Genomic DNA, 14,800 nt, shown 5'->3' on the forward strand with positions numbered 1-14,800 from the left:
AAATATTGTGTTTTTATTGAAAACTGAAATTTTTTTTGATGTTTTTTGTGAAATAATTCAAAAATTATGGTTTTTGGCTAATAAAAAAGGTGTGATTTATATAAATCACACCTTTTTTATTGTTTTGTGTTATAATTCGAATCCCCAGTCTATTCCTTTTTCGGTGGCAGGTACTCCTTTCTTCATCCAAGCAGGAGCGGGGGCACCTTTTAGGAAATGATCGAAGAATTGCTGTTCGCGAATTTGTATATCCTTACGGTTTTGTCGAAGTATGAGGTTATGTTCATCACCATTATAATTCAGCATCCATACAGGTTTGTTTAATCGGCGTAACGCAGTAAACATTTCAATACCTTGATACCATGGCACGGCCCCGTCGTTGTCATTAGCCATAATGACAACAGGAGTTTTAACTTTATCCAAATGGAATAAAGGTGAATTTTCGATATATAGTTCTGGAGCTTCCCACAGGGTTTTTCCGATGCGGCTTTGTGTATGTTCGTATTGGAACTGGCGGGACATACCACTTTGCCAGCGTATTCCGCCATAGGCAGATGTCATGTTGACGACAGGAGCACCAGTCCATGCTGCAGCGTACATATTGGTCCGCGTAATGAGGTGAGCAACTTGATAACCGCCCCAACTTTGGCCCTGTATTCCCATCTTTGTACTATCAACCCATGCATTCTGAGCGAGGTATCTCATCCCAGAATTGATGTATTCTTCAGCTGATTTACCCGGATGACCTGTTTTGTAGCTTATATTTGGCGCAAATACCAGGTACTCGTTACTTACAAAATAGGGGATGTTCAAACGTGATGGCGTAGGAGCAGGGGGTTGATACGTATATAATCCATCTGAAAGCTTTTCATAGAAGTAAGCTATAATGGGATATTTTTTTGCAGGATCAAAATTTTCTGGTTTATAAAGAATTCCCTCAGCCTGATTTCCTTCAGGCGTTGTCCAATGGACTAGCTCTGCCGTTCCCCAATTGTAATTAGCCTGTTGCTGATTAATATTGGATAATTGTAATTCTTCTTTGAACTTTATGGTATTGGTGTAGATATTAGGCGAATGAATATAATCCTCTTTACTGTACAATATCGTCTGTTGATCTGCCGAAGAGCTGATATTCCTGAACGTTTTTGCCTCCACCAAAAGACTTTTAGGATCGTTATGCTGCCCCTTGAACTGGTAGAAACCAGATTCTTTGGTCTTATTGTCAAAGGAAGTTAGAAAACCACCCTTTTTATAGTCGAGTGTTGTGGCCTGTTCGCGATCCTCTTCTCTTTTTAAAGGCAAGTAGCGGAAAGTTGTCTGCGATGCAGCTCCGTAGCCGTTCGTCAAGATGGATTTGTTGGAACCGTCCAAGTTAAAATACCAGATATCATACCTCGAATTGACGTAAATCCCTTTAAAGTCCGGACTCCATGCTGCCATGCCATATCCTTGCGCGGCAGTAGGCATATCATTTTCCTCGTCGGCAAAGGACGCCGGTATACCGTCATTTAACACCGTCTTTTTCTTTGAACTAACCTGATAGGAATTCCAGGAACCTTTATCTTGGTCGAAATATACGATGTATTTTGCGTCAGGACTTAAGATTGCATTTCCTGAAAAGTTTGAAAGGATTAACTCTTTATTTCCTGTTTTTGTTGAAACCAGATAAATGTCGTCTCGTGTACTGCCTTCCCATTGACTTGCGATGCGCTTGCCAAAATCAGTGCGTGCTAAGATATACTCTTCATTTCCGTCCGGTGTAAGTGCTGTGGAGTTAAATGTTTGGTCCGTAAGGGGAATAATGTTGCGATTATATTTGGGGTAAGTAACCGCTAAGAAATTTCTTGCAAGATCTTTCTTTAAATTGACCAACTGCATGGGCTGTAAATAGTCGTCTTGCCAGTTCCAAACGTCCACTTTAGCATGCTCAAAATCAACCAAAGTGGTGTCTCTGACACGTGGTATTGGTGCTATGCCGAAAAATAGCTTCTCCCCATTTTTGCTGAAACGGATATCGCCATCCCCGCTAACGGCCCAGTCCTTAGGTATACCATTGCTTGTTTTTGTTGCGAGGTATTGGGCTGTATCTATACCATTGGCATAGTAATATAGATTGTAATTTTTTAGTAATGCCTTTTCATTGGAGAGATCCCCCAGGTAAGCGAGCTGATTACCTGATTCATCAAATTTGAAATTTTTATAATTACCTTTTCCATTTGATATCTTTTTAAGCTTTTTAGTTGCTATTTCGTAAAGGTAGACTCCAGATTCTTTTGATAGGCTATCTTTTGAATCTGTTTTTTTTGAAAAAACGATTTTTGATCCATTTTTATTCCATTCGTATTGATCTACAGATGAGAATTGCACCGAATCACCAGAATTTAGATCATATAAAGCAAGCGTTGCCACTGTTTTTTTCTTTTTATCGCTGCCTTTCTTTGCTTGTGTGGCATCAGTAGCCGTTTTTGAATCAGGTTTGTCATTTATTTCCTTGTCGAAAAGGAAAGAGACGAAATTGTTGTTTTGATCAGCAATTTTATAGGATTTTACCTGCGCAAATTTGACAAGGGATGACGTTGTTACATTGTAGATTGCCAATGAATCTTTTGGGAGATCTTCGGCTTTCTTCTTTTTGATCTTGGCTTCGCGGGTTAAGGCGAATGGCGCTTTGACCAAACTTAACAGATGATTTTCGGTATCGGTCAGTTTTCCATTATACCCACGGGGAATTTGAATGATTTCTTTATTCTCTTTGGTTTTGAGAAAAAGCTGATTGTCGCCTTCTTGTGGAACGACCTGGAATAGAACAAATTTTCCCGATTTACTGATATAGGGTGCTGATACGCTTTGCCAACTATCATATACCGTATGATCCAATGGTTTCTTTTGCGCATGGGCAGCGAATGCAGCCAGAAAACAAAATGGAATACAGATACTTTTCTTATTCATATTTTTAATCCTTTTTGTCGCAATTTATTCATAAAAAATAAATAAACATCGATTTTTTGGTATATTCATTGTTACGTAAATATAAAAAACTGGTTATGAAATCATCATCCGCTGTTATTATTTCGATTATAATGGGCGTTGTGCTCTTGCTCGGCACCTGGATATTGGGTACAGCTTATCGTTATAAGTTTAAATCGACGCAGACAATCACTGTTAATGGTAATGCCAAAAAAGATTTTGAATCCGATTTAGTCAAATGGAGTGCTACTTTTAGCCGAAAGAATTATGAATTGAGTGCTGCTTCAGCACAATTGGCTACCGATAGAGATTTGGTTCGGGATTTTTTAGTACAACAGGGGGTTAAGGCTGACGAGATCCGTTTCGAGGCCGTTAATATTGCTAAAGACTTTGAATATCATACCGATGGAAAAGGGAATGGTTATAATACTTTTTCCGGTTATACCTTATCGCAGGCCGTCAGTGTCGAATCAAAAGACTTAAATAAAGTTGACAACGCTTCAAGAGAAATATCGACATTAATTTCCAAAGGAATAGAACTTAGCTCCAGTACCCCTAACTATTATTACTCCAAGCTAGAGGATCTAAAGCTGGAACTTATTTCACAGGCTTCAAAAAATGCACATCAACGTGCAGAGAATATCGCAAAGGAATCGAATGCCGGATTGGGTAATCTGGTAAAGGCCGATCTGGGAATTTTTCAGATAACGGGACAAAACGACAACGAAGAATACTCTTCAGGTGGTGCATTTAATACAGCCTCGCGAAAAAAAACAGCTAATATCACAGTTAAAGCAAGTTTTTTGAGTAACTAAGGAAAAATTATTTGACTGAATCTCAGTTCTATATTGGTTTTGATTGAAAATTTATTCAAAAAGTTTTCTCCTTTTCAATAAAAAACCTACTTTTGCATCATCCCAAACGGATATGCCCGGATGGCGGAATTGGTAGACGCGCTGGTCTCAAACACCAGTGGGAAACCGTGCCGGTTCGACTCCGGCTCCGGGTACAAAAGAGAGATTGCCGATTTGGGAATCTCTCTTTTATTTGAAATAAGTGCGTTTGAAGACGTACGGCCCATCTTTTCTAGTGGGGGTTTTAGATCATGTAGCCGATTTATTTGTACACCCTGTGTACACCTTGATAAATCGTGCTATGAGTGTTGATTTCAAAACCTCTGAAAACTTGTTCAAATTTTCAATCACGTTATTTTATCGGAAGGATAAAATTAACCCGGTTACAAAGGAAGTTTCTTTGTACCTCGAAGTCTATATATCAGGACGTGGATTTAAGTACCGTCCTAGACTACCATTGAATCTGCGCTGGCATTTCGAAAAGGTAGATAAGCAAAACAAGATGCTTTTGCCACGCCTGAAATCGGACCCGGATGTCATGGACTATAACATGATCATCACTTCCGAGATCAGCAAGGTCAACGAGATAGCAAAAGTCTATCGTTTAACAAATCGAATATTGGATGAGGAAAATCTTATACGTGAACTTAAACTATTTGATTCTTCCAAAACTTTGGTCGGTTACATGGGAACGAGGCTGAAGGAATTATTTACTAAGAAGCTGATTTCCGAACGTACATACATCAACCAGAAGGGCACCGTCGAAACGGTGAAAGCATTCGACGAGTTCGTCCAATTCCCACAGATCAACGTTAAATGGATGGACAATTATAAAGCTTTCCTAAAAGCAAAAGGAAATGCTCACAATACTATTTGGGGACGTATTAAAGACCTTAAAGCATTGCTAAGAGTGGCAAATGAAGAGGCCACGATATTCGTAGATGAAAAAGCAATAGATTACCCAAATAAGCCTGTAAAAAGTCCTACTACTTATCTGAATAGGGATGAGATTAAAAGGTTGATCAATCTATTTAGTCGGCAAATCCTTTCCGAGACAGAAACGGTTGTCCTTAAGGCTTTCCTGTTTCAGTGTTTTACAAGCTTGCGGATATCGGATGTATATAAGGCTAATAAGAACTGGATGCTGTCTGATAATATTGCAATGTTCACTATGCAAAAAAACATCAATAAGGCTCCTAAAACCATCAAGATTCCAATTGTGCCAATAGCTAAACAATTTATCAACGAAGCATTGAACCAGTTCTTTAGTTTGCCAACGACGCAGGAATATAACCGCACTTTAAAGGACCTAGCAAAAATGGCCGATATTAAAAAGAAGATTCACAGCCACGTTGGCCGTCATACTTTCGGATATCTATTTATGACAACAGTAGGGGATATCTATGCGCTTAAAAATATCATGGGGCATTCTAAAATAGCTACTACCGAAAGATATGCTCACATTGATGAGGAATACGAACTTGAACAAACTTTGAAAATTCAGGAAGGATTTAAATTTGTCATGTAAAGGGGCTTAGCCCCTTTATTTAAGCCACATTCAAGTTAAAAGTTGGTGATCCTGATCCCTCCAATAGGAGCTTAGTGCTTTCCAGATTATTGTCGTAAATGTGAACGTTTCCCAAAAACAAAGTTATTGATTTCAAAGGGACGTCAATTTTGCGGCTTATTAAATATAGGTGATAAATATCAGCAGGTAATCCCAATGAAGCATCCGAACTTCTTTGGTATGCAGACACTATTAATTTCCCATTGGCAATTTGGAACTGAATCAACGACAGGCATGGCTGCTGATTGCTTTCTACATCTGTCCTCCCCAGGAACAATACATAGTTTTTTGATGATCTCTTCTCTTTATTGATCTTGGTGATCAATGCAGGAAGCTGTTCAAAGTAGGTCGGATAGGAGTTTACCAATATACTTCCGCAATAGTCCCACCAGGTAATACCATGATCCCTGTATTTTTCCACGGAGCGTTCCCCTTTCTGGAAGAGCTCCAATTCTGCGGACAATTTCTTCCGAGCAATTCCATGCCCTTCAAATATTTCAAGAAGATCTCCCGGAGCCAATTCAATTTTTCGGTTTACCAAGTATTTTATTGTTCCTTTTTTGTTCTGTTGATCCTTCCCCTTGGAAAGGATCTTTTCAAGTATTTTGTGGTATTTATTCATTTAAATTATATATTTGCGGCTTCTCACGTTATTTATTATTACTGTAAAAAAATAAAGCCACGAAGGCCAGAAGACTTTTCGTCCTCCGGTGCCTTCGTGGCTGTAATTTTAAATAGCGTGAGAAACTACTTTAAAGCCGGGGGGCGTTTTTATATCACCCTGCCCGTTGATTGTCCATTCTAATAGATTCAAGTTCTTCAAATATCTTCTGACTAATATCATGGTCAGGCGCCATTCCTTTAAATTTTATGGATAGTTCTCCACTTACATCATAGGCACCTACAACAGCGCCAACAGATCTTGTATTAACCCCGTCCACTAGGATCGATGACACTCGCCCTTGAAATCTATTTGTGATAAATTTGAACTTAAAGCCTTTGTAAACGGCCGTACTCACTTCTTTTTCAATTTTTGATTCAATTTTTCTTTGCATAGGTTATCAAATTTTATATCGCTTCTTTTCATTACCTAGGTATTACTTTTGATAAACTTGGTAGATGATCAAATTCTAAAATTTGCAAAGGTAATAAGCTGTTTCTTAATTAGAAAGCTTTATTTGTATTTGAACAGTAATCCATCTATGACAAACCATCCATCTGTATTTGTCCCTCCAAAACGTTGAGGGGTCCATGGTGCTCTGCACTCAGACCAGGTGTTTTTTTCTCCTGATCTAGACATTCCAACGTGCCCCTGTTGCCCAGTATACACAAATACACCATTTATCCGTTTAAATAGATAGCATACTTCATCGCTAGGGAACACACATTCAAACTTGCTTTGATCATCAAAATCGACTAATTTTCCTTTCCAAGCTCCATTTGATGAACGTTTGAAAGTATCAGTACGCCCGGCTGGAAGCGCCACATTTGGCAAAATTGTATATTCGTTATCGATACCGACAAATACAGTGTTGTCGTTGTCGTGTTCCAAAGTAAAACCTAATGGCCTTTGAACAGATTCGCGAACGGAATTAAGTCTGATAAAATCAAAGTGATCCCAAGGATATTTTCGAATAAAGTTGTCGCTTTCCCGGACCGGAATCCAAAAACACCATCCCTCAGGATAGGTTTCGCCACAACCAAATGAATAACCATCTTTGCACCGGTTAAGCGAATGAATATGTCTAACCGTTAAATTGTTATCATGCTGTCCTACCGCTTCCTCTAACGTGAATGTTGTATTATTAACAACATTAGCTTTAAAATACACACCTGATCCTGAAGATAAAGCTGAATGGCCTGTGTTGACAATCCAATCCCATTCACTTACAGTACCATTTTGTTTTTCAAAAAGAATTAGCTCACCGTTATTAAAACCGTGGGGTGTAGTTGTCACAACAGTAATATCGCCAACGTTAGCTGTAATTGAAGCGACCCCAAACGGTGCTCCATAAGTAAATTTCTGGGTTTTATCAATTTCTTTGTTGGAAGAATCAGGAATATACTGCGTCCTTTTAACGACGTTAAACATGTCGCTGGCAGCTGGAGCTGACATTTGTGTTGTAACCAGTTTTCTTCCTAAAAATGTCGGTATAGCGACGGAAGCTAAGGTGCCATTTGCAAATTTTCTTTCACCCGTTATTCCAGCTTCCCATCGACAATACCATTGTCGGCCGCCGTCATTTGTCATAAATAAGCAGATACGTGTTGGACGGTCACTATTTGATTTGTATGTTGCCAGCATGGATAATTTCGGATGTGTGGCAAAACCACCCATAAATCCAAATGGATTGGCTTGAAGTCCATTACTTCGATCAGTAAAATAAAACCTTGAAAACTTAATAGTCGTGTTATCGGCCTGCGTTTTTTCTGAAACTGAACCAAATCCTGAATTCCCGTATGGACTTGGTTGATCAATAGCAGGATGAAATTCATAAGCTTCATCGGGCAAAGCCGGAAAGTAATTATACTTACCTGTAGAAATCAAAACGGCATCATTACCTGACCTGGTTTTTACTGGTGTAGTTTTATTTTCAATGTCCCAAATTACGCTTTCTTCGAAAGTGAACCAGTCGTTAGCCTGTTCCGCTCCGTCGTGCGTGAGGGCTCTAGATGGGTGATTGTGATAGACCTGTCCTTTTGTCGTAATAACATTGATACGGTAGCTTTCACTCGGAACTGTGTTATTATATCTTGTCCAATGTAATATAATTACATGCTCGATTGTGCTTCCTGAAATAAGGTTTGGAAAATTTGCTGATGTTAGATCTACTACAACCTGTTCTCCATCAATGCCTGTACGAGAAATTGACAAGGACGTGGAATTATGCCAAACTGCGATATCTTTAAATAAGCCCCTCAATCGTTTTGAAGATATATCCTTCAAGACAACCATCTTGCTATCCTCGAAAAACGGAAGGATATTGGCATTCTGAAAATACTTATCTGTATTATCTGCGGTATTGCTGGTGCCAATTATAGCGTCTTTTATAGTGCTTTCTAGGTCAGAATAGAAATTAAAGATTGTCTTGAGATCTACTAGGGGGCTTCCTGTTCCAGACGCTAGAGAAATGGTGTCAAAATTTTCTACGTTAAAATAATACGCCGTCTGATCAGTGGTTATAGGGACAACGGAATCGAATATCCTAGCTTTCGAAATTGCGTTGTATAGGGGTAGATTTGATGTTAGGTGATATCTTAAAAGTGAATTGGGATTAGCAGCTAAAATAGAGGCTTTTTTGCCATACAATACGATTGACATTCCGGCTGATGACGGTCCAAATAGCGTTACCTTGGCCCATTTCGCTTCTTTTGGCTTTTTGATTTCATTGGCACTTCCAACAGCTCCGTTCTGTTTTTCCCAATAGAGGCGATTGCCGTCCAATTTAAAGTCAAAGTTTTCGAATTTATACGAACCAGTTATTGTACCACCACCAACATTAGTAAATGCTATACTTTCCTTCGTTTCTATAGGAATAGCTATGTAGGTAGTTCCTGCAGGTAATGTGTCTCGGTTCTGCATGTATTCGCCTTTGGTAATATTATACCATCTTTTAGTGAATTGGGCATCCTCAACAAATAGCCTGAACGAAGTAATATCTTCTGTGTTGCTTATTTTAACTATAATAGCATTTTCTTTTACTGCTTGAGTGATTGGGATCAAGTCAGATGCATTAAATACCCCTGCACTTCTTTTGAACTTAGAAAAATTGTTATATCCAAAATAATCAGAATCGTTTAGCATTCTTGCCGATAAATAACTAACGAACTTTAATTCACCGGAAGTAGTGATTTTAGAGATTGTAACCGAATTAAACATCGAAACGTCAATTAGGTATTGTGACCAAGAATTCAAAGGAACGGATGTTATTTCCTTACTTGCACGTACTTCCCCTGAGATATCAATACCTTTCAGAGCATAGGTATATTTGGAAGTCGATCCATTTGGATATGTCCCGATCACTTCAACATCCTGCGCTGTAGAAATGGCCAGCATAGAAAGATTGAGTGTGTTATACGAACGGCAATCAATTGAGGAACTGCCTGCAATCGTTAAGTTTATTTCAGGGTTACTTTTTTCTTTAAACTGGACCCTTGATAGATTTGTGTCTAAAATTCCCATTTTTTTATATTGATTTATTGGTTTACAGTGGTAGTTACATTAGTTACATTGTCATCTGCATCTCTAGTGATGGTAACAGTCAATGTTCTTGTTATGTCGTCTTTAATATGTGTAGCAATTGCGGAGGTGACTGAGCCGTTAGTATTTCTGGTCAGAGTAATTACACCCAAAAAACCGTCAGCCCAAATGACATTGATCGGGGAATTTATTACCCCATCAGTATAAGTTGCTGATTGGGGCTGAAAACTTTCTGAAAAGAACATTTCTTTTAAATTCTCCTTTGGCTCTCGATCAACATATAAAGGAGCTCCATATATACTCTGAATTTTATTGTAAAATCTAGTAAATGGAAGTAATGTTAAACCAAAATTCGCCCTAGTGATTTCTCGACCTGTCATGCCGACACTGGTTTTAAAAAAAACTGCATTTGGATCCTTAACTAGATGCTGTTCAATTGAAGTTGCAGAGCTATTATACCAGCTGGAGGTTACAACACCATTTTCATCGAATTGCGCCCATGCTCTAGAAGTAATGGATGCGTCAGTTTGATTCCCCCAATAAATTGGCGGTGAGGTATACCAATCCGTAGCTGGGACGAGTATGCCGCTACTGTTAAGCACTTTTCCCTGGTCTCCACCATAACCATTAAAGATATTTTGGCCAGTTTTATAAGATACCTTATCTGGAATAAGGCTTATTCCAATTCCCCAGCCGGTAGATATTTTTGGCCCATATAAGATCAGGTCCTTTTTATCAATATAAATATCTCCAGTATTTCCTGTGGTGGAGCCAGGTATACCTGTCGCAGCAATTATTTTGTTCCCATCAAGTCCATTGGTTCCATTGGTTCCGTTGATCCCGTTAGTCCCATTAATGCCATCTTTGCCAGCAGGAAGATCGAGGGTAAATTTCTTTCCCCATTTTGATCCGTCAAAAAGGACCAATCCCCATTGTGTGGCTGAATATTCCAAAGTGCCCCCAGTTGGTTGGGTATATTTACCATTAGCTAAGAAGCCAAATTTGTTAGCAGTTGTTGGAATAGGAAGAGCAACAGTAGCAGACGAGGTCGCGACTGGTAAATCATAATAGTCAGCTCCCTGAATAGAGACGTCACCGAATAATTCTGTAACAATTTCTTTTTTTGTAGCTGAATTGAATCCCTTTGAGTTTGCCTGCTGTAAGAGAAAATAAACTTTATCCCAGTCCGTGACTTTGGGATAACCGTTAAAGTTTGAGTCTAATACTTCACTCATGTTTTTATATAGTTAGATAGTTAGGTTGTTTTTCGATTCTAGGGTTGGCCAAAAGAGGATCCGAATAGGTAAATTCGAGATCCGCCTCGTTAAGTGTGCCGTCAGTAAGGTCGACCGTCGGTTCTTTGAAGTTGATCAGCCTGGCTGCACCATCCAATATGTGGTAACATTGATCACTATTGATCATTTCGATGATCAGGATCCTATCGGTGTGACCAGTTATATACCCCGTGTTTTTCTTTACTGTTCTAGTCCGGTCATCTGCATATTTTATTATCCGCTTATCAAAGAGCGCGACCGACGGAACACTTTTGTAGCTATTCGTTTTTTGACCTGTAAGCGAAATGCTTTCCCAGCCACCGAGTCGGTTCAGAAAAACGAAATAATCGTCCTTATATATATCCATCGGATCAATTACATAGTTGCACATCCGCATATTAAGTTTTCCTGTATCGTCTGCACCAAATACTGAATATTCTACGATTTTTTTGGTCGACCGCTGTTGCACCAGGTATGGTGAAATGTCGACAGTCTGAACGGATCCGGATACCATTGTACCGAATGAAAATGTCTGTGTTGAGTTATCCTCAAAAAACACTTTCACTTTGATATTTATCTTCTGACGTGCGAATGCTGTAAGGTGGACAGGCTGGAACGATCTAACCTGACGGCGTAAGGTCGGAATATTCAGCCATGCAGTCGAGAAGAACAGGTTTAGGTCCATTGGCTGCGAATAGTGGAAACCTTTCATCGCAGTGAAGTTGATAGCTTTAGATCCATCCGAGTCAGCAACAATAATTTTATATGTTCCTGCCGCATTGGCATGTGTTATGATCTCTTCGGTTTTCGGATAATCAATAGTCTGTAGTCCATCGATCAGGGTATCAAAATACAGCTCCAAAGGCGTGCTAGCATCAAAAGGAAAATATTTCTCTTCCAAGATCTTGACCGTGCCACGATACAACGTTACAGTTGTTGAAGCCTTGTCGCTCTTGTATAAAAGGGTCGGCAGGCTCAATGTGTAGTTAAGTTCTTGGGGCTGTGAAACGATCGTGATCATAGTTAGAAACTGATTATATCATAGGATAATCCAAGGCCGAATCCGTAGGTAAAACCGTTTGGCGTTACAACCGGTCCGCCGATTGCAGAAATGCCCCAGCGAGACGGCTGTTTAACTTTTGTGTAGTCCTGTAAGTTGCTGATCTGGACACGGTCATCGTCAAAGATCCATGCCGCATTATATCGGTATTGCTGAAAAATGCTTTTGCGCTCCGGGTAGACGATTTTTCGAGCTGTAAGATTTACTTTAGGGATCCAAATATTCGAGTCGATGTTATACCGGATATCGAATGTTTTATCCTTTAGATGCGCCCATTGGCCACGGCCGTCGCTGTATTTTATTCCATGTAAAGAATCTTGCAGGACGACTGTAAAAGCCTCGTAAGACTTTGCCCTGCGCATCCAGTTGTCACGTTCTGATTTCGTTAGGCGAAGGGCATCGGCAAGCGTGTCGGCAAGCCCTTTGCTGACATACTGGTCGAGAGACAGCGTGGATTCGACAGGACGGAATTTAAAGATCGTTTCGCCCTTAGTGGTGTCTCGGATCGTGTCAATGACCGGGATGTAGATTGACTGTGCAGGCTGTGCCGCCAGTTCGATATTCTGTTTTTTTAATTCTCTGTTAGCGTTGAACTGGATGCCAATTGCAACCAAACAGATTACGATGATTGAGATTAGGAGTGTTTTCATGGCATTATGTTTTTGTATTGTTTACGGAGTGATGAGTCATTTTTGGCCGTGTTCTGCTGTCGCTGTTCTGACTGCAGAACATATTGTAATAGCTGTTTTCGGGTGTCCGACAGCTCCGCCTGTGCGGCCTGCAATTGGTCTTTGCAGTTTTGGTCGCTTATAGTCTTGTCCTCCCGGTCGTTGGACATAAGCCAAATAATGAGGATGACCAATAGCACGAATACTGTAGGCTTGAAGTATTTCGAAAAGCCTTTCAGTAACATGGGGAATAGTGATTTAATTAGTTCGGTCATCGTGTTGATTGTTGGTGTAAAGGTGCATAGGTTAATATTTATGGTAAAGGACATTCATTATACTTCGATCAGCTCGACGTTGGCAGGATCAATACGGTCATGCTGGATGGTGTATTCAATCCGTTCAATAAAAAAATTGCGGCCATTGACGTGTACTTTATCGGTTATAGTCAAATTGTTCAGATCGAGGGCAGACAGCAAAAACGATCCCTTGACCTTAAGCTTTGGTTTTTCAATCCATGTTTTGAAATCTTGGTGGTACCTGGTGATCAGTCCGTCGTTGCCGTCCCATTTAAGCGAAATAGCATCATTTTTATAGGGACTTAAAAAGGGATAGTTTTTTCCGTTTACTGTCTTGGCCCCGGCGTATAGCAACAAGGAGAGATCTGTCGGGCGGATCTGTCGGGCTGTTTTTTTCGTGTCGGTAGGTGTCTGTGGGTCCCATCGGGGAACGATCCAATACTTTTTGTTTTCCGTATCTTCCTGCCCGGTCCAATAGATCGCTGGCTGCAGGTATAGTTGTTTGATATCGGCTTTGGCGTTGAACTTATCCTGATCTGCGACCTCTTCCTTTTTGATGATCTCTTTATACCCCTTGAATTCATAATCGACAACCAACTCGTAAAGCGTATTTCCGGCAGATAGATAAGAGCTGTAGAACGCAGACTTAACAAAGTACTGTTCCGTTTCATTAATATAGAACAGTTCGCTGTAACTGTCATCGTTGTCGACCAGATTAAAGGAAGCGTCGCGCATAGCTTCCAGCGTAGCTACTGTTTTTATTACAGCCTCTTCGTCAGGCTTGTAATAATTCGGATCTGAAAATCCATAATCATACATCTGACCTTCTATGCTGGTCGGAACAGCCTTGCCAATTAATTTCTTGGACCAGTTATGTTTTACTGGCCGCGCGAAAATATCCTTGTTGGATGTGATGACGAAATTACCCTTGTGGGCCGTCAGTGTCATACAGAACAGATTCAGGATAGTCTTTAAAAAGGTGTTAGCAGGGAAATTCGGCATATAGTCCTCAAATTTTAGGAAGCCCGGATCTACACGCCACGGACTGCTCAATAGCACCGTTTCAACCTCATCCCAATATTTAAAGTAAAATGTTGGAACCAGTACATCGCGCATTTCCGTGGCATCAAAAGGAGAATTCTCCAATTTATCACCAACAAGCTTGTTGATCAGATATTTTAAGCGGAACAACGGGAAGATAGGCGCGGCAAATGTTGGTCTCCCCGGAAATAAGAAGCTTTGATCGCCCGGATTAAAGCAGTTCAGGTATTGCGATTTCATTTCTCGGTACACCGTTGTCTTTCGGGTGTACTCCTGATCCCGCGCATCAGTTCGGTTATAATACCAACGGAATGCCGAATTATTCGTTTTAATGTGGATAGGAGCTGCTACATAATCCGGGTGCGTGTTGTAAGCCAACGGATTCATCCAGTTTTTATAATGATAGTAGTAACTTGCAGGATCATCCCAGTCAAATAGCGATGTCGATCCATCGAAAACCACTTCGCCGAAGTCCTTACCGAACATGGCTTTCTTCAGGCTCTCGTTGAAGTCTACGCCTTTGAAAGTTAGCTTTAAGGTTTCGTCATATTCAATCAGGGACAAAGTTCCATGGAATATTGAGATAGAACCGAATTCAATACGGGATTCGCTGGCCATAAAAAGTTTGTTGCCTTCATGCGCGCCAAACCGATCCGGATATCCGAACTCACGCAGATTTTCGGGAGTGTCGGGAGCCTCAAAAGTTAGGGTATAAGGCACCGGAAGGCGTTCATCGACCATCATCGGGTTTTCGATGACGACGCCAATTTGGATATTAGGGGATAGGGTTAACCGTTTGTTTTGTTTATAGATCTTCAGCATGACAATTCATAAAGATGTACCGCAAAAATCGCGGTACATCGTAGGTTAAT

The 14,800-nt window shown here is 40.2% G+C and carries 11 protein-coding genes and 1 tRNA gene; 3 read left to right on the plus strand and 9 right to left on the minus strand.

From position 1 onward, the window contains the following. Positions 1–129 precede the first annotated feature (129 nt). On the minus strand, positions 130–2,949 hold the full coding sequence (locus tag AAW12_RS15905) for a S9 family peptidase (RefSeq protein ID WP_046674620.1): 2,820 nt from the start codon (positions 2,947–2,949) through the stop codon (positions 130–132). Between the two features lie 95 nt (positions 2,950–3,044). Between AAW12_RS15905 and AAW12_RS15910 the strand changes: the two genes are divergently transcribed. From AAW12_RS15910 to AAW12_RS15920, 3 genes are all read left to right on the plus strand, one after another. Continuing rightward, positions 3,045–3,782, plus strand: coding sequence for an SIMPL domain-containing protein (locus tag AAW12_RS15910; RefSeq protein ID WP_046674621.1), 738 nt, complete (start codon positions 3,045–3,047; stop codon positions 3,780–3,782). A 114-nt stretch (positions 3,783–3,896) separates the two neighbouring features. Beyond that, positions 3,897–3,976: transfer RNA gene (locus AAW12_RS15915), tRNA-Leu, on the plus strand. Between the two features lie 146 nt (positions 3,977–4,122). Next, on the plus strand, positions 4,123–5,349 hold the full coding sequence (locus tag AAW12_RS15920; RefSeq protein ID WP_046674622.1) for a site-specific integrase: 1,227 nt from the start codon (positions 4,123–4,125) through the stop codon (positions 5,347–5,349). A 19-nt stretch (positions 5,350–5,368) separates the two neighbouring features. On the opposite strand, the gene AAW12_RS15925 is transcribed toward AAW12_RS15920, so the two are convergent. The 8 genes from AAW12_RS15925 to AAW12_RS15960 form a co-directional block, all read right to left on the minus strand. Then, positions 5,369–6,010: a thymidylate synthase gene (locus AAW12_RS15925; RefSeq protein ID WP_046674623.1), complete on the minus strand. Its 642-nt coding sequence runs from the start codon at positions 6,008–6,010 to the stop codon at positions 5,369–5,371. A gap of 154 nt (positions 6,011–6,164) precedes the next feature. Further along, positions 6,165–6,443, minus strand: a complete 279-nt coding sequence (locus AAW12_RS15930; RefSeq protein WP_046674624.1) for a hypothetical protein — start codon at positions 6,441–6,443, stop codon at positions 6,165–6,167. A 119-nt stretch (positions 6,444–6,562) separates the two neighbouring features. After that, the gene (locus tag AAW12_RS15935) at positions 6,563–9,571 is read right to left on the minus strand and encodes a hypothetical protein (protein WP_156167672.1); all 3,009 of its coding nucleotides are present in this window, start codon (positions 9,569–9,571) and stop codon (positions 6,563–6,565) included. 14 nt (positions 9,572–9,585) lie between these two features. Next, entirely contained in the window at positions 9,586–10,824 is a 1,239-nt protein-coding gene (locus tag AAW12_RS25640; protein WP_053003747.1) for a hypothetical protein, read from the minus strand. Positions 10,825–10,828: 4 nt separating this feature from the next. After that, positions 10,829–11,884, minus strand: a complete 1,056-nt coding sequence (locus AAW12_RS15945; RefSeq protein WP_046674626.1) for a hypothetical protein — start codon at positions 11,882–11,884, stop codon at positions 10,829–10,831. 2 nt (positions 11,885–11,886) lie between these two features. Continuing rightward, complete coding sequence (locus AAW12_RS15950) at positions 11,887–12,573, minus strand: hypothetical protein (RefSeq protein WP_046674627.1); 687 nt, start codon at positions 12,571–12,573, stop codon at positions 11,887–11,889. After that, a complete protein-coding gene (locus AAW12_RS15955) occupies positions 12,570–12,866 on the minus strand; it encodes a hypothetical protein (RefSeq protein ID WP_046674628.1) in 297 nt (98 codons plus the stop codon). Before AAW12_RS15955 ends, AAW12_RS15950 begins: the two co-directional genes overlap by 4 nt. A 57-nt stretch (positions 12,867–12,923) precedes the next feature. After that, entirely contained in the window at positions 12,924–14,750 is a 1,827-nt protein-coding gene (locus AAW12_RS15960; RefSeq protein WP_046674629.1) for a hypothetical protein, read from the minus strand. Positions 14,751–14,800: the final 50 nt, after the last annotated feature.

This window comes from Sphingobacterium sp. Ag1 (assembly GCF_000988325.1).
In the GTDB taxonomy this organism is placed as follows: domain Bacteria; phylum Bacteroidota; class Bacteroidia; order Sphingobacteriales; family Sphingobacteriaceae; genus Sphingobacterium.

Excerpts from the sequence above, each read along its gene's own strand:
- AAW12_RS15905 (WP_046674620.1), bottom strand. The coding sequence starts at position 2,949 with ATGAATAAGAAAAGTATCTGTATTCCATTTTGTTTTCTGGCTGCATTC.
- AAW12_RS15910 (WP_046674621.1), top strand. The coding sequence starts at position 3,045 with ATGAAATCATCATCCGCTGTTATTATTTCGATTATAATGGGCGTTGTG.
- AAW12_RS15920 (WP_046674622.1), top strand. The coding sequence starts at position 4,123 with ATGAGTGTTGATTTCAAAACCTCTGAAAACTTGTTCAAATTTTCAATC.
- AAW12_RS15925 (WP_046674623.1), bottom strand. The coding sequence starts at position 6,010 with ATGAATAAATACCACAAAATACTTGAAAAGATCCTTTCCAAGGGGAAG.
- AAW12_RS15930 (WP_046674624.1), bottom strand. The coding sequence starts at position 6,443 with ATGCAAAGAAAAATTGAATCAAAAATTGAAAAAGAAGTGAGTACGGCC.
- AAW12_RS15935 (WP_156167672.1), bottom strand. The coding sequence starts at position 9,571 with ATGGGAATTTTAGACACAAATCTATCAAGGGTCCAGTTTAAAGAAAAA.
- AAW12_RS25640 (WP_053003747.1), bottom strand. The coding sequence starts at position 10,824 with ATGAGTGAAGTATTAGACTCAAACTTTAACGGTTATCCCAAAGTCACG.
- AAW12_RS15945 (WP_046674626.1), bottom strand. The coding sequence starts at position 11,884 with ATGATCACGATCGTTTCACAGCCCCAAGAACTTAACTACACATTGAGC.
- AAW12_RS15950 (WP_046674627.1), bottom strand. The coding sequence starts at position 12,573 with ATGAAAACACTCCTAATCTCAATCATCGTAATCTGTTTGGTTGCAATT.
- AAW12_RS15955 (WP_046674628.1), bottom strand. The coding sequence starts at position 12,866 with ATGACCGAACTAATTAAATCACTATTCCCCATGTTACTGAAAGGCTTT.
- AAW12_RS15960 (WP_046674629.1), bottom strand. The coding sequence starts at position 14,750 with ATGCTGAAGATCTATAAACAAAACAAACGGTTAACCCTATCCCCTAAT.